The sequence below is a fragment of the Acinetobacter sp. Root1280 genome, from assembly GCF_001425285.1.
GTDB lineage: Bacteria > Pseudomonadota > Gammaproteobacteria > Pseudomonadales > Moraxellaceae > Acinetobacter > Acinetobacter guillouiae.
Genome location: NZ_LMED01000012.1, coordinates 249,880 through 268,927, shown reverse-complemented (window position 1 = coordinate 268,927; position 19,048 = coordinate 249,880). Strand labels below are relative to the sequence as shown.

Genomic DNA, 19,048 nt, shown 5'->3' with positions numbered 1-19,048 from the left:
AATTGTGTTCATGTTAATTTTCATATTTTTAAAATTTATAAATCAAATGCCCATAATCTAATCAATGACCTTGAAAATCTCTCGATATTGAAGCACCACTTTTCATAAAAAAAGCTTAGCAAGGTAATTGCTAAGCTTTAAATACGCTAAAGAAACTTATTGTGAAGAATCTTCTGATGTTGATGGTTCTGCTTTTTCAAGTAATCGTGTGACAAGTAGCTGGTCAATTTTAAAATGATCAACATCGACCACTTCAAATTTATAACCACCAAAAATCACTGTGTCAGCTGGTTTAGGAATTTTTCTTAACTGATACATCATAAAGCCTGCCAGTGTCTCGTAGTTCTCTTCATCTGGCATCTCATCAATGGCTAAAGCATGCTTCATGTCTTCAATTGGGGTACTCCCATCAATCAACCATGAGTTGTTATCTCGTTTAATGATTTGTAGCTCTTCATCCATTGGTGTAACCCAGTCGCCCATCACTGTGATCATGATATCTGACAGGGTAATAACACCAACCACAAGTGCATATTCATTAAATACCACCGCAAATTTTTCTTTGCTTGAGCGGAAGCGGTCAAGAAGTTCAGAAAGGGTCAATGAGTCAGGAATGGTTAATACTGTACGAATAGTTGATTCATGTAATTGATTAATTTTCTGGTTATTCAGAATACGCACCAAAATATCTTTGGCATCTACATAGCCAATCACTTGATCAATGGTTTCGTTACAAACCAAGAACTTAGAATAAGGGTATTCAGCTAGCTTTTGGCGGATACTTTCTTCAGGCTCTTTTAAAGTGAAAAACACCACATTTTCACGTGGGGTCATACTGGATGGAACATTACGTTCTTCAAGCTCAAATACATTTTCAATAAAGTGATGTTCTTGCTTTTGTAAAACACCTGCCTGAGCACCAGCATCCATTACCGCTGAAATATCATCAAAGGTAATGTTGTCTTCACGTGTTGTATTGACTTTAAACAAACGGAACAACAAATTAGCCACCGCATTGATAAACCATGCTAAGGGTTTACAGACCACGATAAAGATCTGGATGGGATTAATGACTGAAACCGCAATTTTTTCTGGTGCAATCATTGCCATACGTTTTGGCATTAAATCGGCAAAAAGAATAAACAGTGAAGTGACTAAAGTAAATGAGAGGACAAAGCTAATGGTTTCTGTCCAATTTCCAACATAGAAACGCGAGACAAATTCAAGAAAATAAGGGCGAAAGGCACCTTCACCTAAAATACCGCCAAGAATAGCAACAGCATTTAAACCGATTTGGGATGCGGCAAAGAAATCGGCAGAGTTTTGCTGTAAGTCTAGGACTTTTTGTGCTCGCTCATCGCCAGATTCGGCAAGAATTTTGAGTTTAACTTTACGCGCACCTGCAAGGGCGATTTCAGTTAAAGATAAAAAACCAGCTCCTGCGATGAGGACAGCGATGATTAGGATATTCTGGAACAGGCTCACGAATCCACCTATGGATCATCATTATTATGAGATATTTTTAACACATAAAAGGGGGTGGTAGTGAGTAACACACTACCGATCTGGAATTAGTATAAGCTTGAAATGATAAGAATTTAAGAAAATTCCTATTAATATTGAGAAAAATGCGAATTATTTTGCATAAATTCACGATTTTCTTCTTCAATCATTTGACGTGCAACATAAAGAATCAATTGGCGTAACCAACGATGTGCAGGATGATGATGAAGTAACGGGCACCATGCCATTTTTAATTCAAATTCTGGAATATAAAAAGGCGGATCTTTAATGAGTAAATTTTGGCTTTTGGCTTGTAAACGGGCGATACGGGTTGGTAATGTTGCAATCAAATCGACATTTGAAGCCAACAATGCTGGCATTTGATAATGACGAGTAAAGACTGAAATTTTACGCTTTTGACCAATTCGCTCTAAAGCTTGATCAATCCAACCCAATCCTGCTTGTTTCTCAGGATTCACACCAAAACCGACCCCCATACCTGTTTTTGATACCCAGATATGTTGCGCATCTAAATAACTTTTAAGATTTAAATTACTCGAAGCGGGATGTTTGTTATTGAGTAGACAAGAGAAACTGTCACGCCACACTAAAACTTGGTGAAAACTTTGTGGGATTTCATTAAAACGGTTGATGGCTAAATCAACTTTACCTTGTTCCATGTCACGATATGACACGTCACTTGGTGTTAAAAAGTCGAGTACAACATTCGGTGCTTCTGAGCGCAACGCTTTGACTAGGCGAGGAACAAGTGTCGCTTCGGCATAATCAGAGGTCATAATACGGAATACACGGTTTGAAGTATAAGGTCGGAACTCAGTACGAGGTTCCAAAATCATTGATAAATCAGACAGTGCGTCACGGATGCGAGGTTGTAATTCTAAAGCACGTTCTGTTGGTGTCATACCTTCAGAAGAACGAATTAAAAGAGGGTCATTAAATAAATTACGAAGACGACGTAAAATATTACTCATTGCGGGTTGGGTAACACCAAGCTGTTCAGCAGCACGAGTCACATTTTTTTCACGTAAAAGAACGTCAAGGTAAATTAAGAGGTTGAGATCGACCCGCTCCAGATTCATAAAAAAAATACCGAAAATAAAATTTAGAAATCACAGGGGATTATGCCATAAGGAAATGCTTTTGTGTAAAAACTAGATAAAAAAACAGCAGGCGATTTATTGTTGTAGAAGGATCAAGATTTATTGTCTTGGTTTTGAATAGAGATGCATGCTTGAATAAATCTTAATCTCCTCATTATACCTCAAGACCAGCAGATTTTTGAGCAGTAACAGCATTTATCGATGAATGAATTAGATTATTATGCTTTGTATAATTATTGATCATTCAGGGTATTTTTATATCAAAAAAACCCAGTTCTGGTTTTTTTGTTACAAGCTCAGACTTAAGTCTAATAGTGATAAAATGAATAAATTGCCTTATATTTAAGCAAAACATGGGCGGTCGCTATTTAAATAAAACTATATAAATTAAAGGTTTATTGGTTTTTAATATAATTATAATACGACTTTGATCTACATATTTTTTAAATAAATACTGAAAATTAACTCAGAATATTGGATTAATTTGAGGAGTCAATCTAAGCTAAGACCATAACAACGAAGTGTTCTAAATCTGAACAAACAAATACCGAGTGGATTTAGCTCTTCGATTGATGAAATCCTAATATTATTACAGGAACATATCATGACTACATACCAAACAGCGATTGATGCAATCCGTGAATTAAAAGCAAAATTCGGAAGCACATGGCGCGATATTAGCCCAGAAGATGCTGCGCGTATGCAACTGCAAAACCAATTCAAAACTGGTTTAGATATCGCTAAATATACAGCTGCGATCATGCGTCGTGATATGGCTGAATATGATGCTGATTCTAGCAAATACACTCAATCTTTAGGTTGCTGGCATGGTTTTATTGCGCAACAAAAAATGATTGCGAACAAAAAATATTTCGGTACTACAAGCAAACGTTATATCTACCTTTCTGGTTGGATGGTTGCTGCACTTCGTTCAGAATTCGGTCCACTTCCTGACCAATCTATGCACGAAAAAACTTCTGTACCTGCTTTAATCGCTGAAATCTATACATTCTTACGTCAAGCTGATGCGAAAGAACTTAACGATTTATTCCGTGCGCTTAAAAAAGCAAACGAAGCTGGTGATACTGCTAAAGCTGCTGAAATCACTGCTCAAATCGACGGTTTCCAAACTCACGTTGTGCCAATTATTGCGGACATCGATGCTGGTTTCGGTAACGAAGAAGCGACTTATTTACTTGCACGTAAGATGATTGAAGCTGGTGCTTGTGCACTACAAATCGAAAACCAAGTATCTGATGCTAAACAATGTGGTCACCAAGCTGGTAAAGTAACAGTTCCACATGAAGACTTTATCTCTAAAATCCATGCATTACGTTATGCATTCTTAGAAATGGGTCTTGATGACGGTATCATCGTTGCGCGTACTGACTCTGAAGGCGCTGACTTGACTCAAAAAATCCCAGTGGTTAAAGAGCCAGGTGATATTGCTTCTCAATATATCAGCTACTTAGACACAACTGAAATTGATATTGCTGATGCTCAAGAAGATGAAATCTTGATTAAACGTGATGGTAAATTACATCGTCCTAAGCGTTTAGCTTCTGGCTTATATCAGTTCCGTGAAGGTACTCAAATTGACCGTGTTGTACTTGACTGTGTGTCTAGCTTACAAAACGGTGCAGATCTTCTTTGGATCGAAACTGCGACTCCAAACGTTGAAGAAATTGCACACATGGTTAACCGTGTACGTGAAACAGTTCCAAATGCGAAGCTTGTTTATAACAACAGCCCATCATTCAACTGGACTTTAAACTTCCGTCAACAAGCTTACGATCGTTGGGTTGCAGAAGGTAAAGACGTTTCTGCTTATGACCGTGCTAAATTAATGAGCGCTGAGTACGATGCTTCTGAATTGGCTGCTGATGCTGACTCGAAAATCCGTACATTCCAAGCAGATGCTTCTCGTGAAGCTGGTGTATTCCATCACTTGATTACACTTCCGACTTACCATACTGCTGCGCTTTCTACTCATGAGCTTGCACAAGGTTACTTCGGTACTGAAGGTATGTTGGCTTATGTTGCTGGCGTACAACGTAAAGAAATCCGTGGTGGTATTGCTTGTGTTAAACACCAAGCAATGGCGGGTTCTGACATCGGTGATGATCACAAAGAAATCTTCTCTGGTGACAATGCACTTAAAGCGCATGACGATGCTAAAAACACAATGAACCAATTCGCTGCTCACTAAGCACTGATTTGATTCGAAGAACCCAGCGTAAGCTGGGTTTTTTTATGGCAGAAGATAAGCAATTGTAGGGTTTGAGATTGCTAGCTTTAAATGATATCAACCAACAAGATGTACACTTGAGCTGGTAAATAGGGGGATATTGAATAATAATTATAAAAGTAAGCATACTGCTATTTGAAGTAAATCAAGATTGGGTGAAATTAAAATATGGTTAAAGACTGAATGGAATAGTGTGGCTCTATAAAAGTTTATTTATTCATGTTGATTTGTATAAGTATTTAAATCATTGTATTCAATAGTGATGAGGATACGTTTGAGAATTTTGAGATATACATTGAGAAAAAGAGGGCTATATAAAATAAAAATGCCCAATGAAATTCATCAGGCATTTATTGATTAACAATATTGAGTTGTATCGTGTTATTCGCGTATTTAGTTGTTAAGCAAACTTTGCCAATACGTCTAAGAAACCTTCTTTTTGACGCGGATATTCTGCGATCACATCATGAATACGTTGACCTTCAGGATTAGTTGCATTGATGTCTCGACCATCAGCAACAAATTTGGTCAACAAACGTTCATAGTCAAACGGGCGCATATGTTTAAATGCGTGATAAAGTACATGAAAATCTGTATTAGTACCTTCAGGAGGAAGTTGATCTAAATAGGCAAATACACGCTCGTCTGACCATTCTTCATTGAACGTTGCTGGCTGTGAAAGTGCCATAACAGCATCTCCTCAAAATAAAATAATTCTAAATCAAATGATTGATTTGCAGCATTATATAAACCTTATTGAGCTTTTGTTTAATAAGGATAAATACAATATTTAGCTGAAAAAAATCTAAAATAAAAAGGGCAAAATATATTGCATGAGTAAAAGCAATGCTTTTTGACTCTGCCTTATATTTTGCCCTGAATCAATTCACTTGACTAATCAATAATGAAATTATCGTTCTTCAGGTAAATTGATATTCATTTCCAACATTTCAATGTTGGCTTCAGAACGAACTTGCATTTGAATATGCTGTTCATCCACACCACGGACATAACGATTAACCACTTGCATGATTTCTTTCTTCATTTGGTCAATCTTGTCTTGGCTTAAACGTTTGCCCAAACCGTTTTCAGAAGCAACAATAACTTTTAAGCGGTCTTTAGCAGTTTGGGCGCTAGATGGTTTGTCATCATTGCTAAAAAGTTTACTCCAAAATCCTGCCATTTCTACGCTCCAAATAACCGTGCTAACCAACCCTTAGGTTTCACTGTAATATGTCGATAAGGACGTTCCTCACCCAAGAAACGCGCAACTAAATCATCATATGCTTGCCCAGCAGATGCTTCTTGGTAAAGAATGACAGGTTTACCTTCATTCGATGCCTGAAGCACGCTAGGGCACTCTGGAATGACGCCTAAAGTTGGTACACGTAAGATATCTTTTGAGATATCATCAATGGTCAACATTTCTTGTTTATCGGCACGTTCAGGGTTAAAACGCGTAATACATAAATGTTTACGAACACGCCCTTCGTTGTTTTCTACTTTTTTCGTCTTACTGTCGAGCATACCGATAATACGGTCTGAATCTCGAACAGAAGAGATTTCTGGGTTTGTTACAATAATTGCTTCATCTGCATGATACATGGCTAAAATCGCGCCACGCTCAATCCCCGCAGGTGAGTCACAAATAATATAATCGAACTCTTGCGAAAGCTCATCGATTACACGAGCAACACCATCATCGCTCAACGCATCTTTATCACGGGTTTGTGATGCAGGTAAAATATATAGATTTTCAATATCTTTATCACGAATCAATGCTTGTTGTAAGCGTGCTTCGTTATTGATGACATTAACAAAATCATACACCACGCGGCGTTCACAGCCCATGATCAAATCTAAATTACGCAAACCCACATCGAAATCAATCACAACAGTTTTATGACCACGTAGGGCTAATCCTGTTGCAAAAGATGCACTCGTCGTAGTTTTACCTACGCCACCTTTGCCTGATGTAACGACAACAATTTTGGCCACCGAATCCACTCCTGTTATGGTCATTTTACCCGATTAAACGAGTTTTATATGGTGTTAATTTATACCTTAAAATTGCAAAGCTTCAAACACTAGCTCTTGCTGGTCATTCAAGTAAATATGTACAGCCTTTTTAATGACATCTTGAGGAATGTCATCTGCCACACAATATGTTCCTGCAATAGAAACCAATTCGGCTTCTAGTGAATGACAAAAAATTCTTGCAATGGTGTTACCACCTGCGCCTGCAATGACTCTACCACGAACACTGCCATAGATATGTATATTTCCTGAAGCAATCACTTCCGAACCACTGTTAATACCAGCATTCAGTATGATGTCCCCATGATCTTGAACTAAGCATTGACCAGTTCTTAAAATTTCATCATGGTATGAGGTTATATGACTCAATGTTTTAGGTGTATCAACGCTTGCATTTGGGGTCGCCACAGTTGGAGCTTTTACTGGTGTTTCAACCACTTGCTCTTTCGTCGGTTTAATCCGTTGCAATGGACGATCGGCAGGCAAGACTGGAAATTGAATTGCACGTGCTTGATCACCCAATAAACCATCAATCACAGCCATAGGCTGTAAATCTAGACTGATAATGAGTTGAATCAGGGCAATAAGCTCTTGTTCAACTGTGCTATCAATAATGACTAAAGCCCCTTGATAAGAGGTTTCACTCATCATTGAAGTTAATTGCTGGCGGATGGCATCATGATCATTAGTATCGAAGGTTAATCGGGTAAAATTAACCATTCTGCCTGTAATCCGTATATCAGCCATAATTATTCCTTAAAAGGCGTGTGACCTAAATTTTCTATCTAAGCGTCAAAAATTGTGAAATAGGGCAAATGCTAGAACATATTGAATGATTTCTCTAGCAAAGATACAAATATTTTCAATGAATTGCTTATTCTTTGAATCACTTAATCTTTTACTTGATCATTTTTTTCTAATTCAAGCTGCCATTGTTTTACTTTCACTTGTTTCCTTAACGATTCTAAACTTTCATAGACCACAGATTCAACCAGTTCTTCAAGCTTCTGATTTTCAATATTTAACTGGCTTAATTTGGTTGAGATCAGTTGATAGGTCGCGTTTGGATTGTGTAGATTGCCTTCTGTAAAAGGTTCAACCAATCCTTGGGTAATGTTCTCACCTAACTGTTGCCCAATATTTTGAATCTGATTTTCAATCATACTGCCTGCAATTGGGATCATGCGCAATAACTGGGTCAATTGCGGGGTGTCCTCAATCGCTTGACGTACAATCTGTCCGACATTATGGGTAATCACATGACTTTGTGCTTTTAGTTCAGTGGCCAAAGACTCTTGTAAGACTTCAGCTAAAGTTTGTGCAAAACGATCTCTATGATGATCAATTAAATCATGAATGATTTTTTTATGACTTGAGCTGGTGTCTAATTCTTGTTTAATTCCATCAATGACTGTAATCACAACACGATCAGATAATTCTTCCATCAGCACTCGATAATAAAACAGCACACGTTTTAGAATGTTATCGGGAATAACCTTATAACCTAACTCATGAAAATGATAAGCAATAATACCGACGCGAATTAAACGTAAAAAACGTAAATAAGGAATAATCGCTAAAATTTCGTACCAATGAATAAATGGAAAGAAAAACCAACGCGCATGGTGTTTGTTGATAATTGCGATGAGCCAGCGAATGCCTAATTCAACAATCAAAAAGGTGATAAACCAGCTTTCCGTTTTAATCACCCATGGATGCAGATCTGTTTTGTAATACTGTAAAACTTGTGGTAAATGAATTTCATTGAAAAGCCAGTCACCAAAATTACTCATTAAAAAAGCGTTGGCACATAAACAGAATAGATTGAAGACGATGATAAACATCATAAAGATGTCATAACCAAAAGCGATCCACCATCCTCGTGACATATCGTTTTTCGTTTCTGTACTGTTTTCGAGTGGTGGAACTTGCTCTGTCATATCCATCCTATTCTGTGGTTTTTTCTTCAATTGAACGTTAGTGGTTATATTTTTGTTTTATGGTGCTAATCAGTTGATCTTTTTCAGTCCATAAATCATCAACCCAGTTTTGAAAGCGTTCGCGATATTCTGCATCATCTTCATAATTACCACCCAATACCCATTCAGGAATCTCAATTTTACGCATATTGACCACAATTCGTGGTACTTCACCTAACCAAAATTCTCCATAACCGGGTGCACCATCTGGATAAACAATGGTCATGTCCACCAGTGCGTCAATCTTATCACCTAAGATATTTAAAGCGAGTGCGAGTCCACCTGCCTTAGCTTTAAGTAAATTGGTAAAAGGGGATTGTTGTTGAGCATGTTTTTCTGGGGTAAAGCGTGTTCCTTCAAGATAATTGAGCAATGTGAAAGGCTGGCTTAATAACTGTTCACAGGCTTTACGTGCTTCTTCCATATCACGTGTTTTCAGTTCAGGATTCTTTGCAATCTGCTCTTTGGTATGGCGTTTCATCATTGGAAAGCCAAGAATTTTAAATGCTTGCCCGACAAACGGTATAAAAATAAGTTCCCATTTGGTGAAAAAACGGGTGAGTGGCATACGGGTTAGACCAAAATACTGGTTTACTGTGGTATCGACCCAACTTTGGTGGTTACAGGTCATTAAATAACGACCTTGCATATTTAAATCCAAGTTTTCATCAACGGTAATGTCCCATTGTGTTTCGGGAAGAACATGATCAATCAACCAATTATTGACACTTAACCAACTATTGGTGATATTGATATTGGTTTCATCCACCTTTTTTGACTTTTTAAATAATTTGGTCAAGCCTAAAGCTAAAACAGGTGGGCCGTGAAAAAAAGTACTGCCAGTAATCACTGAGCCAACGGTTAAACCTTTCGTAATTTTTTTTAAAATAGGTTGCTTCTGCTGTTGAGATGACATAGAACAGTCCTAATGATTTATTGTGAGTGCCAGTTCAAGCGACTAGATATTTTTTACTGCTACGTTGCGACATTGGAAACCATGTTTATCATTATTTAGAATGAATAAATTTCGTATTTGTTGCCTCGTATCACCAGAAATATACATAATCGCAAACATAGACGAATTGTCCACAGCCCTTAAATATAATCGTTACAATGCAATTTAAAAAGACACATTTAATGACTATGTATAAATTATGATGATCACTTTTGTAAATTTCATTGTAAATATTACAAAATGTAAAAAAATACGTGATTGTTAACAAAATGCCTATAGTGGCACTTTGTTTTTTATACCAAAATTAAGTTAACAAAAAACACAACTTGGAGGCATGCAATGCGTGCACTATTAATTACAACACTTACAGCAGGGGCTTTAGTACTTTCTGGCTGTCAATCAACTGGTAATAACATCGGTGGTATGGAGTACGACAAATCTGCTATTGGTGGTTTGATCGGTGCAGCAGCGGGCTATGGTTTGTCTCGTGGTAATGCAAACTCATCTGCACAAAACAATCGTGCAGCAGCAATTGGTGCGCTTTTAGGTGCGGGTACTGGTCTTTATTTAGACAATAAAGAAAAGAAATTACGCCAACAAATGCAGGGTACTGGTGTAGAAGTTAACCGTAATCCAGATGGTTCTGTAGCTTTAGTTATGCCAGGTAGCATTACATTTGATACCAACAAGTCATCAATTAAGCCGAACTTCTACGGTACTTTAAATAAAGTTGCTCAAACTTTAATGGAAGACAACAAGAGTGTAATTCTTGTTACGGGTTATACAGATAATACAGGTAATGATTCAATCAATATTCCATTGTCTCAAAACCGTGCATACTCAGTTGCAAACTACCTTAAAGGTAAAGGCGTGCAAAGCCGTATTGATACTCAAGGTTATGGTTCACAAAACCCAATCGCAGATAACTCAACTGCAGCGGGTCGTGAACAGAACCGTCGTGTAGAAATCAGCATTTATGCGGCAAACTAATATGCAACAAACCAAGAAATCGCAATAAAAGTAACGTATTTTTTGGTTGAAGGCATTGAGTTGAAAGCATTGAAAAGGAGTCATGGTTCGCTATGATTCCTTTTTTTATTTTCCAAATTTTTGCTTAAATCTCATCAATCTGTTTAAGGTTGCGATTCAGATTTTTTATTATTAAAACCAGCGTTGATGCTATAAAGGTCTTTCTTCTTGCTGCTATTTGCTAGCCGTTATGATGGTTTTTGGTTATGCTTTCGCCACTTGATCACCAGTCAACTGAATAACAACAACTCATAATAAAATAGAGTATTGAAATAAGAAGGTTTGAAACTAAAGCAGAATTTAACTGAAATGATTTTTATCTGGTTTTTATATTGGAAAAATTCAAATTAAGCATTTTGCAACTCTACTTTAGATGACTATAATCGAGCTCGAAGTTTTTAGAGGATGAACAATGTCGAAAGCAAGTCAACTGAATGACAAGCAACTTGAAGCCATGAAATATACTCAAGGACCCTTGTTAGTACTTGCAGGGGCGGGTTCAGGTAAAACCTCAGTAATTACAAGAAAAATTGCGTATTTGGTCCAGCAGTGTGGGATTCCTGCGCATCGAATTACCGCAATGACCTTTACCAATAAAGCTGCACGTGAAATGAAAGAACGTGTGGGTAAGTTGTTGGGTAAAGAAGAAGGGAAAGGGCTTTCAGTTTCGACCTTCCACACCTTTGGTTTAAATTTATTACGAATTGAGCTGAAAAATACCCCACTTAAAAATAATTTCTCAATCCTTGATGCAGATGACTGTAAGCGTATTCTTATGGACTTGATGCATCGTGATAATTTATCGGGTGCTGAAAGCAAAGAATTGATTGCTAAAGCCATGAAAAAAATTTCTGATTGGAAAAATGATTTGATTGTGCCTGAGCAAGCACATACGACTTGTGAAACACCAGAAGATGTGCAGTTTGCCCACTTGTATCAATTATATGAGCGAAATTTACGGGCTTATAATGCTGTAGATTTTGATGATCTGATCGTAATGCCAACACGTCTCTTACAAGACAATGCTGAAGTTCGTGATCGCTGGCAAAACCGGGTTCGCTATCTACTTGTGGATGAGTATCAAGACACCAATACCGCGCAATATATTTTGGTAAAATTATTGGTCGGTGTGATGGGGCAGTTCACCGCTGTAGGCGATGATGACCAATCCATTTATGCATGGCGTGGTGCAAAGCCTGAAAATATGGCATTGCTAAAAGAAGATTTCCGCAATTTAAAAGTGATTAAGCTGGAGCAAAACTACCGCTCTACCAGTCGTATTTTAAAAGCCGCGAACCATGTCATTGAAAATAACCCACATATCTTCGATAAAAAGTTGTGGAGTGATAAAGGTCATGGTGAGGTCATTCGAATCATCACCTGTCGTAATGATGATGATGAATCTGAACGTGTAGTAAAAGATCTACTTACGCATAAATTGATGAATGGCAAAAACTGGAAAGATTATGCGGTGTTGTATCGCGGAAATTTCCAAGCACGTGTATTGGAAACTCAGCTACGTCAAATGCAGATTCCATACAAGCTCTCTGGTGGGCAATCTTTCTTTGGTCGTGCAGAAATTAAAGATGTGATGAGCTACTTACGCATCATCATTAACCCTGAAGATGACAGTGCTTTCCTTCGTATTATCAATACGCCTAAACGCGCAATTGGCCCAGTAACACTTGAGAAGTTAGGTCTTTTTGCCCAAGAAAATCATTTATCACTTTTGGCTGCGGCAAGTGATCAACGCTTAACTATGGTGATGCCGAAAAAGGCCACCACACAATTGGCTGAGTTTGCTGGCTTTATCAATGATTTCACTCGTGAATTGTTAGATGACGATGAACCTGTTCCTAAAATTCGTCAAATGATGAATGATGCAGGCTATATCGATTATTTACGTGAAACTGCGGCAACGCCTGCACAAGAAAAAACCAAGATTGATAATGTGGAGATGCTCTATACCAGTATTCAAAGCTTAATCAACCGTGCTGAAGATGTAGATGAAAAGAACATTGAAAGTGTGATTCGTAAAATGGTGTTGCTGGATATGCTTGAGCAGCAGCAGGAAGATGAAGACACCGATAAAGTTAACCTGCTGACACTACATGCATCTAAAGGTCTGGAATTTCCATTTGTTTATATTATGGGCTTAGAAGAAGAGCTTCTGCCACATAAGAACTCCATTGCCGCTGAAACGATCGAAGAAGAACGCCGTTTAATGTATGTGGGTATTACCCGCGCACAACAAGGCTTAACCTTAACTTTGGCTGAGCAACGTAAAAATGGTGGGCAAATGAAACAAATGACCCCAAGCCGCTTCTTAGATGAATTACCACAAGATGAGTTGGATTGGTTAGGGCGTAAGAAAAAATTAGCTGAAAATGTTGATCCTAAGCAACAGGCACAGCAATATTTACAAAACTTAAAAGCGTTATTAAAACGTTAATTTTTTAAATCAGTTCTTTTATTTTTCTTTCGATTTGATTTTGAATAGATCGAAAGAAATAAAAGCACCTTTAATAGCTTTATTTAACCAAGGATTTCAATATGAAAGTTCAAGTAAAAGTACTTGATCAACGTTTAGGTCAAGAATGGCCAATGCCAACATATGCAACAACAGGTTCAGCAGGTTTGGACTTACGTGCATGTGTAGAAGAAGCGATTCAAATTGAACCTGGTCAAACTGTGTTGGTTAAAACAGGTATGGCCATTTATATTGAAGACACTAATTTTGCTGGTCTGGTTTTACCACGTTCAGGTTTGGGTCATAAGCATGGGATTGTATTGGGCAACTTGGTTGGCTTAATTGATTCAGATTATCAAGGCGAATTGATGGTTTCGGTCTGGAATCGTGGTCAAACCACCTTTACTTTAGAACCAGGTGAGCGTTTAGCTCAGTATGTATTGGTGCCTGTAGTTCAAGCGCAATTTGATATTGTAAATGAATTTGAAGCGACTGAACGTGGTGCTGGTGGTTTTGGTCACACTGGGAAGAACTAGATTTTTCTCATTATTTTAAAGCCTGATTTATCAGGCTTTTTTAGTATTATGTTTATTTGTAACAAAAAGTATGTATAACGCTGTATATAAAATTGAATATATTATCAAGAGTTTTTTAGTATATTGCATTTGACCCGATATAAATATTCTCATATAAATGAATTGCTTGCTTATCATTAGAGAGATTAAGCTGACGAAATAAAGGGTTAAGCAAATAGAAGTTTTGCTTATGAAAAAGATGAATGATTTTCCTTTTCAGATTTTCCGCGCCTATGATATTCGTGGAAAAGTTGAAATGATGCCACCTGAATTGATTCAGGCAATTGCATATGCTTTAGTTGATCAACTGATTGAAAAGGGTCAATCAAAAATCACCTTAGGATACGATGCACGATTAAGTAGTCCTGCGTATGCTCAAATTATCAAACAGGTATTTCAAAATAAAGACATTGAAGTCACTGAAATAGGTTGTTGTGCTACGCCACAACTGTACTTTGCTGCAAGAAATACGCAGGGCAATGGCATTATGGTGACAGCGAGTCATAATCCAAAAACCGACAATGGTATTAAATGGATTATGCAGTTTGAGCCACCGTCACCTGAAATGATTCAAAACATAGGCACTCAAGCAAAAAGTTATCTACAAAGTGAGCAGTTTCCATTGCTAGATACAGAATCGTTTGTTCAAACAGCGGCTCATCAAATTAAATCTGAATTTTGTTTATCCTATAAATCTGCATTATTAAAAGATATTCACTTAACCCGACCGCTCAAAGTCGTGATTGATGGCTTAAATGGTTCAGCAGGCTTTTGTGCCAATCTTGTTTTAAAAAAATTGGGCTGTGAGGTGATTGCATTACGCTGTAATGCTAATGGAAACTTCCCTGACCATGCACCAGATCCTTCACAAGCTACACATTTAGAATTATTACGACAAAATGTACTCAATCATCAGGCAGACATTGGTATCGCTTTAGATGGTGATGGCGATCGCGTGGTTTTATTGGATGAAAATGCCCATATTATTTCAGCTGATCGGCTCTTAGCATTGTTTGCCCAAATGTGTTTAAAAGATCATCCACAGCATGAAATTGTGTTTGATGTGAAGTGTTCATCTATGGTACGTCAAGTGGTTGAACGTTTGGGCGGTCAAGCCAAGATGATCCGGACTGGCAGCAGTTTTTTACGCAAATACATGTCGCAATCAAAAGGCCAGGCTGTCTTTGGTGGTGAGTACGCAGGTCATTATGTATTTAATGATGGGCGTGGACTTGGTTATGACGATGGTCTATATGCTGCCTTACGTGTGATGGAATACTTATGTGGTTTCCCTCAAGCAACATTGTCTGAAATCTTAGCTTGTTATCCAGATCGTTTTTATACTGAAGATACTTATATTAGTACCCACCGTACTGATCCGAAAATTGTTTTGAATGAGATTGAACAGCTCAGTCAACAATTTGGTGCTGAACTGAGCAAAATTGATGGTGTTCGCCTTGATTTTGAACATGGTTTTGGCATTATTCGGGCGTCAAATACAGGTGAATATTTTACCGTACGTTTTGATGCAGATTGCCCAAATTGTTTAAATGAAATTCGTCAGACATTTGCGTCTATGCTCAGTGATCGTTATCCTATGATCGCCCAAGATATTCTACAGGCACACTGATTTCTTGCATCATTCATATTCATCAGTCTAATTCCTACAGCTCACTAAGGAGAGGCGAATGCCACATCAGCATACTGGCATCGACAAAGCGCAAATATTGACAGAGGCTTTGCCATATATTCAACGATTTTCAGGTAAAACACTCGTTGTAAAATATGGTGGCAATGCAATGACTGATCCAGATTTGGAAAGCTCATTTGCTCGCGATATCGTTTTACTCAAAACTGTAGGTTTAAATCCGATTGTCGTACATGGTGGTGGTCCACAAGTAGATTCATTGCTTAAACAGTTAGGGCGTGAGTCTGATCGTATTGATGGAATGCGGGTAACGGATCCTGCAACCATGGAAGTGGTCGAGATGGTTTTAGGTGGCAGTGTTAATAAATCTATCGTTAACCTAATCAATCAACATGGTGGACGTGCCATTGGTTTAACGGGTAAAGACGGTAATTTATTGCGTGCTCAAAAGCTCTTGATGGAAAAGACACTTGCAGATGGTACAGTCACGCAAATTGACTTAGGTCTAGTTGGGGAAGTGACTGGGGTTAAAACTGACGTTTTAGAAATGTTTACCCAAAGTGATTTTATTCCAGTGATTGCGCCTTTAGGTGTAGATGAAGACGGTCAAACTTATAATATCAATGCAGACTTGGTCGCAGGTAAAGTGGCAGAAGCTTTAGGTGCGGAAAAATTGATTCTATTGACCAATATATCAGGTGTTTTAGATGAAAATAAAAACCTCCTGACTGGTCTTACTACTCAGGAAGTCGATCGTCTCATTGAAACTGGGGTGATTTACGGGGGGATGATTCCTAAAGTGGGTTGTGCCTTAGACGCGGTTAAAGGTGGGGTTGTGAGTGCGCACATTGTAGATGGGCGGGTACCTCATGCAACACTCTTAGAAATCTTTACCGATCATGGTGTAGGAACCTTAATTACCAATCGTGCTAAGCCTCAGAAATAATTTTTAATCTATAGATTATTTTTTTTAAAATGCCAGTGTGAAAACATTGGCTTTTTTTTATTTTTGCCGATTTTATTTCAAATTAACCATTCATAGCGTGTTTTTAAACGGTCATTTTTTCGTCATATAAGTGTCATCAGGATTGCCTAGTGTAAGTAAAAGCTCAAGGAGTCGAAAATATGTTCGCAAAATTAAATCAGTATCGTCAGAACTTCCAGAACTTAAATTTACCGTTACCAAAACCTAAAAAAGCACAATCACAATATAAATTTGAATGGGTTGAAGACCTGAAACAACTCAAAGAAGTACAAAAATTTCGTGCAGTACAATTCGCAGATCAGTTTGGCATTACATTTGAAAATGGATTAGATCAAGATTTATATGACCTTGATTGTGAGCATGCGGTATTACGTGATAAATGGAGCAATGAGATTGTTGCCTATACACGTCTGAAGTTGATTCAGGGGCATGAACTTGCACGTAGTTATAGCGCACAAGAATTTGATGTTTCTCATCTTTCACATCTATCCAATATTGTGGAAATAGGCCGTACGTGTGTACATCCGCGTTATCGTAATGGGCGTGCATTGTCGATGTTGTGGTTAAATTTAGTTCCGACAGTGCTATGGAAAATGAAAGCAAAACACTTAATGGGATGTGTCAGCATTCGTTTGGAAGACAATAAGGCACGTGCTTACTATACGCATCAGCATTTGAAGAAAATGACTGCTAAACAGTCGATTGATATAAACGCAAATCCCGCTTTTGAACCGAGCCATCCAGAGTATAGCTTTCCACAAGATGAACGAATTCCAAAGTTGTTTGATGTCTATTTGAAAATGAATGCGCGTTTATCGAAACAGGCATATCACGATGAAGCATTCAATTGTTTAGATTATTTTGTCTTTTTAGATGTCAATGAAATTGCCAAAAACTTTGTTTTAAACAAAATGGTTAATCGCTGAGTGTCCGAAAAATAAGGGTACTTAGAGTTTGATATCCTAAAAGTACCCAAATCATTTTGCTGATCTGGGTTAGGTCATGGGTATAATATGCATCTGTTTGCAGTTATTTTCAGTTATTGAGATTTGCAAGCAGCTGCGTAGTCATGCACAATATTCTTATAAATAAAATGTTGTATGAATACACTATGTGCCAATTGCTTGGAATGAACTGCGCTGCTCCCACTGATATTACTTTTTCGTTTCGTGGGTTTTCTCAACGTGCAGGAATAACCTCTGATCATTCTGATGGGTTTGGCATTGCCTTTTTTGAAGATAAAGCATGTCGTTTATTTGTCGACAATCAATCTGCAGTCTTGTCACCGATTGCTGAACTGGTACGTAACTATCCAATCAAATCACGGAATGTGATTGCGCATATTCGCAAAGCAACTCAAGGTAAAATCACCTTAGAAAACTCCCACCCCTTTATTCGTGAGTTATGGGGTAGACAGTGGATTTTCGCACATAATGGGGATTTACATAACTTTCATCCACATTTATCGGGGCGTTTTACCCCTGTAGGTAGTACCGACAGTGAGCTGGCATTTTGTTATTTACTTGAACAACTGGTTTTAAGATTTGGTTATTTTGAACCGAGTTTAAATGATGTATTTGCTTTGCTTGAAGAAATTTCACCTAAAATTGCAGAATATGGCACTTTTAATTTTTGCCTCTCCAATGGACAAGCATTGTTTAGTTATGCGACAACGAAGCTGCATTGGATTGTACGCGAGTATCCATTTACATATGCACGCTTGGTCGATATTGATGTCGATATTGATTTTAGTCAATTTACGACAAAAGAAGATCGTGTTGCCGTGATTACCACAGAGCCATTAACTCAAAATGAAGTTTGGACCGCATACCAACCTGGTGAGATGATTTTATTTAAAGATGGTCAAGTGATAAAAACAGCAACAACACATGTTGAAAGACTTGCTCGTGAGGCTGCTGATCCAAGTTTGGTTAGAGTCACCAAGGCAGATCAATATTAGTTTGATCTGAATGAATTCATATGATGATTGGGGGGAGGCGTTATTCGCTAACTCCATGTTTTTTTAAGTATAAATCATTGTAAAAATAAAAAAAATTCAATTTAACTAGCCCATTCAGGTTTTTATAGGTGCTTTTGTACTAGCTATAGATGCAAGAATTATCTTAGATCGATAGCAATTTCCTTATCATTCGGTTACAGGGTTTTTTTCACTAAATCCTGTAAAAATTACTTCGAATTATTTATTGTAAATCGCATTATTTTGAATGATCAAAGTCTCATATTAAATTGTATAGGATGGTCATCTTTGATACTTAACGGAGTATTTTGATGCTACTACAACAAACAGAAGACGATCAAAATAATAATGTTTAATCATATTCTCTTGAAAAAAATGAGTAATAATATCGTTATAATTGTTTAAATATTATATAAAATTTATATTTTAACTCTTTTAAGAGTAAATCTTGAAATAAGCGGAATAAAAATAGAAAATAAATTTCACTTGAATGAAGAAAGTATTTAAAAATATAACAAAA

At 37.5% G+C, this 19,048-nt stretch carries 16 protein-coding genes; 8 read left to right on the top strand and 8 right to left on the bottom strand.

Features of this window, described 5'->3' with window-relative positions; genetic code table 11:
* Positions 1–156 precede the first annotated feature (156 nt).
* Both ASC84_RS11140 and ASC84_RS11135 read right to left on the bottom strand, forming a co-directional pair.
* Complete coding sequence (locus ASC84_RS11140) at positions 157–1,485, bottom strand: hemolysin family protein (protein WP_056514641.1); 1,329 nt, start codon at positions 1,483–1,485, stop codon at positions 157–159.
* Positions 1,486–1,613: 128 nt separating this feature from the next.
* Entirely contained in the window at positions 1,614–2,603 is a 990-nt protein-coding gene (locus ASC84_RS11135; protein WP_004722769.1) for a LysR family transcriptional regulator, read from the bottom strand.
* A gap of 625 nt (positions 2,604–3,228) precedes the next feature.
* On the opposite strand from ASC84_RS11135, the gene ASC84_RS11130 reads away from it, so the two are divergent.
* The gene (locus tag ASC84_RS11130; protein WP_056514634.1) at positions 3,229–4,833 is read left to right on the top strand and encodes an isocitrate lyase; all 1,605 of its coding nucleotides are present in this window, start codon (positions 3,229–3,231) and stop codon (positions 4,831–4,833) included.
* A 439-nt stretch (positions 4,834–5,272) separates the two neighbouring features.
* On the opposite strand, the gene ASC84_RS11125 is transcribed toward ASC84_RS11130, so the two are convergent.
* The 6 genes from ASC84_RS11125 to ASC84_RS11100 all read right to left on the bottom strand — a co-directional run bounded on the left by ASC84_RS11125 (position 5,273) and on the right by ASC84_RS11100 (position 9,804).
* The gene (locus ASC84_RS11125) at positions 5,273–5,560 is read right to left on the bottom strand and encodes a PA4642 family protein (RefSeq protein WP_004722766.1); all 288 of its coding nucleotides are present in this window, start codon (positions 5,558–5,560) and stop codon (positions 5,273–5,275) included.
* A gap of 222 nt (positions 5,561–5,782) precedes the next feature.
* The gene (gene minE / locus ASC84_RS11120; protein ID WP_004722763.1) at positions 5,783–6,055 is read right to left on the bottom strand and encodes a cell division topological specificity factor MinE; all 273 of its coding nucleotides are present in this window, start codon (positions 6,053–6,055) and stop codon (positions 5,783–5,785) included.
* Between the two features lie 2 nt (positions 6,056–6,057).
* The gene (gene minD / locus ASC84_RS11115; RefSeq protein ID WP_004722761.1) at positions 6,058–6,870 is read right to left on the bottom strand and encodes a septum site-determining protein MinD; all 813 of its coding nucleotides are present in this window, start codon (positions 6,868–6,870) and stop codon (positions 6,058–6,060) included.
* 66 nt (positions 6,871–6,936) lie between these two features.
* Positions 6,937–7,656, bottom strand: coding sequence for a septum site-determining protein MinC (minC, locus tag ASC84_RS11110; protein WP_004722759.1), 720 nt, complete (start codon positions 7,654–7,656; stop codon positions 6,937–6,939).
* Between the two features lie 143 nt (positions 7,657–7,799).
* Complete coding sequence (locus ASC84_RS11105) at positions 7,800–8,798, bottom strand: hypothetical protein (protein ID WP_085944131.1); 999 nt, start codon at positions 8,796–8,798, stop codon at positions 7,800–7,802.
* An 88-nt stretch (positions 8,799–8,886) separates the two neighbouring features.
* Positions 8,887–9,804, bottom strand: a complete 918-nt coding sequence (locus ASC84_RS11100) for an acyltransferase (RefSeq protein WP_056514633.1) — start codon at positions 9,802–9,804, stop codon at positions 8,887–8,889.
* Positions 9,805–10,182: 378 nt separating this feature from the next.
* Here ASC84_RS11100 and ASC84_RS11095 point away from each other — a divergent pair, with 378 nt between their 5' ends.
* From ASC84_RS11095 to ASC84_RS11065, 7 genes are all read left to right on the top strand, one after another.
* Positions 10,183–10,833, top strand: coding sequence for an OmpA family protein (locus tag ASC84_RS11095; RefSeq protein WP_056514630.1), 651 nt, complete (start codon positions 10,183–10,185; stop codon positions 10,831–10,833).
* Between the two features lie 451 nt (positions 10,834–11,284).
* The gene (locus ASC84_RS11090) at positions 11,285–13,324 is read left to right on the top strand and encodes a UvrD-helicase domain-containing protein (RefSeq protein WP_004722749.1); all 2,040 of its coding nucleotides are present in this window, start codon (positions 11,285–11,287) and stop codon (positions 13,322–13,324) included.
* A gap of 101 nt (positions 13,325–13,425) precedes the next feature.
* Complete coding sequence (gene dut, locus ASC84_RS11085; protein ID WP_056514627.1) at positions 13,426–13,878, top strand: dUTP diphosphatase; 453 nt, start codon at positions 13,426–13,428, stop codon at positions 13,876–13,878.
* Between the two features lie 229 nt (positions 13,879–14,107).
* Entirely contained in the window at positions 14,108–15,547 is a 1,440-nt protein-coding gene (locus ASC84_RS11080) for a phosphomannomutase/phosphoglucomutase (protein WP_056514624.1), read from the top strand.
* Between the two features lie 58 nt (positions 15,548–15,605).
* Positions 15,606–16,511, top strand: a complete 906-nt coding sequence (argB, locus tag ASC84_RS11075; RefSeq protein ID WP_056514621.1) for an acetylglutamate kinase — start codon at positions 15,606–15,608, stop codon at positions 16,509–16,511.
* Between the two features lie 179 nt (positions 16,512–16,690).
* Positions 16,691–17,476, top strand: a complete 786-nt coding sequence (locus tag ASC84_RS11070) for a GNAT family N-acetyltransferase (RefSeq protein ID WP_056514619.1) — start codon at positions 16,691–16,693, stop codon at positions 17,474–17,476.
* A 185-nt stretch (positions 17,477–17,661) separates the two neighbouring features.
* Positions 17,662–18,510: a class II glutamine amidotransferase gene (locus ASC84_RS11065; protein ID WP_016539214.1), complete on the top strand. Its 849-nt coding sequence runs from the start codon at positions 17,662–17,664 to the stop codon at positions 18,508–18,510.
* The last annotated feature ends 538 nt before the right edge of the window (positions 18,511–19,048 follow it).

Bases quoted from the DNA above. Each gene is read 5' to 3' on its own strand.
- ASC84_RS11135 (WP_004722769.1), bottom strand. From the start codon at position 2,603: ATGAATCTGGAGCGGGTCGATCTCAACCTCTTAATTTACCTTGACGTT.
- ASC84_RS11130 (WP_056514634.1), top strand. From the start codon at position 3,229: ATGACTACATACCAAACAGCGATTGATGCAATCCGTGAATTAAAAGCA.
- ASC84_RS11125 (WP_004722766.1), bottom strand. From the start codon at position 5,560: ATGGCACTTTCACAGCCAGCAACGTTCAATGAAGAATGGTCAGACGAG.
- minE (WP_004722763.1), bottom strand. From the start codon at position 6,055: ATGGCAGGATTTTGGAGTAAACTTTTTAGCAATGATGACAAACCATCT.
- minC (WP_004722759.1), bottom strand. From the start codon at position 7,656: ATGGCTGATATACGGATTACAGGCAGAATGGTTAATTTTACCCGATTA.
- ASC84_RS11105 (WP_085944131.1), bottom strand. From the start codon at position 8,798: ATGTCACGAGGATGGTGGATCGCTTTTGGTTATGACATCTTTATGATG.
- ASC84_RS11100 (WP_056514633.1), bottom strand. From the start codon at position 9,804: ATGTCATCTCAACAGCAGAAGCAACCTATTTTAAAAAAAATTACGAAA.
- ASC84_RS11095 (WP_056514630.1), top strand. From the start codon at position 10,183: ATGCGTGCACTATTAATTACAACACTTACAGCAGGGGCTTTAGTACTT.
- ASC84_RS11090 (WP_004722749.1), top strand. From the start codon at position 11,285: ATGTCGAAAGCAAGTCAACTGAATGACAAGCAACTTGAAGCCATGAAA.
- dut (WP_056514627.1), top strand. From the start codon at position 13,426: ATGAAAGTTCAAGTAAAAGTACTTGATCAACGTTTAGGTCAAGAATGG.
- ASC84_RS11080 (WP_056514624.1), top strand. From the start codon at position 14,108: ATGAAAAAGATGAATGATTTTCCTTTTCAGATTTTCCGCGCCTATGAT.
- argB (WP_056514621.1), top strand. From the start codon at position 15,606: ATGCCACATCAGCATACTGGCATCGACAAAGCGCAAATATTGACAGAG.
- ASC84_RS11070 (WP_056514619.1), top strand. From the start codon at position 16,691: ATGTTCGCAAAATTAAATCAGTATCGTCAGAACTTCCAGAACTTAAAT.
- ASC84_RS11065 (WP_016539214.1), top strand. From the start codon at position 17,662: ATGTGCCAATTGCTTGGAATGAACTGCGCTGCTCCCACTGATATTACT.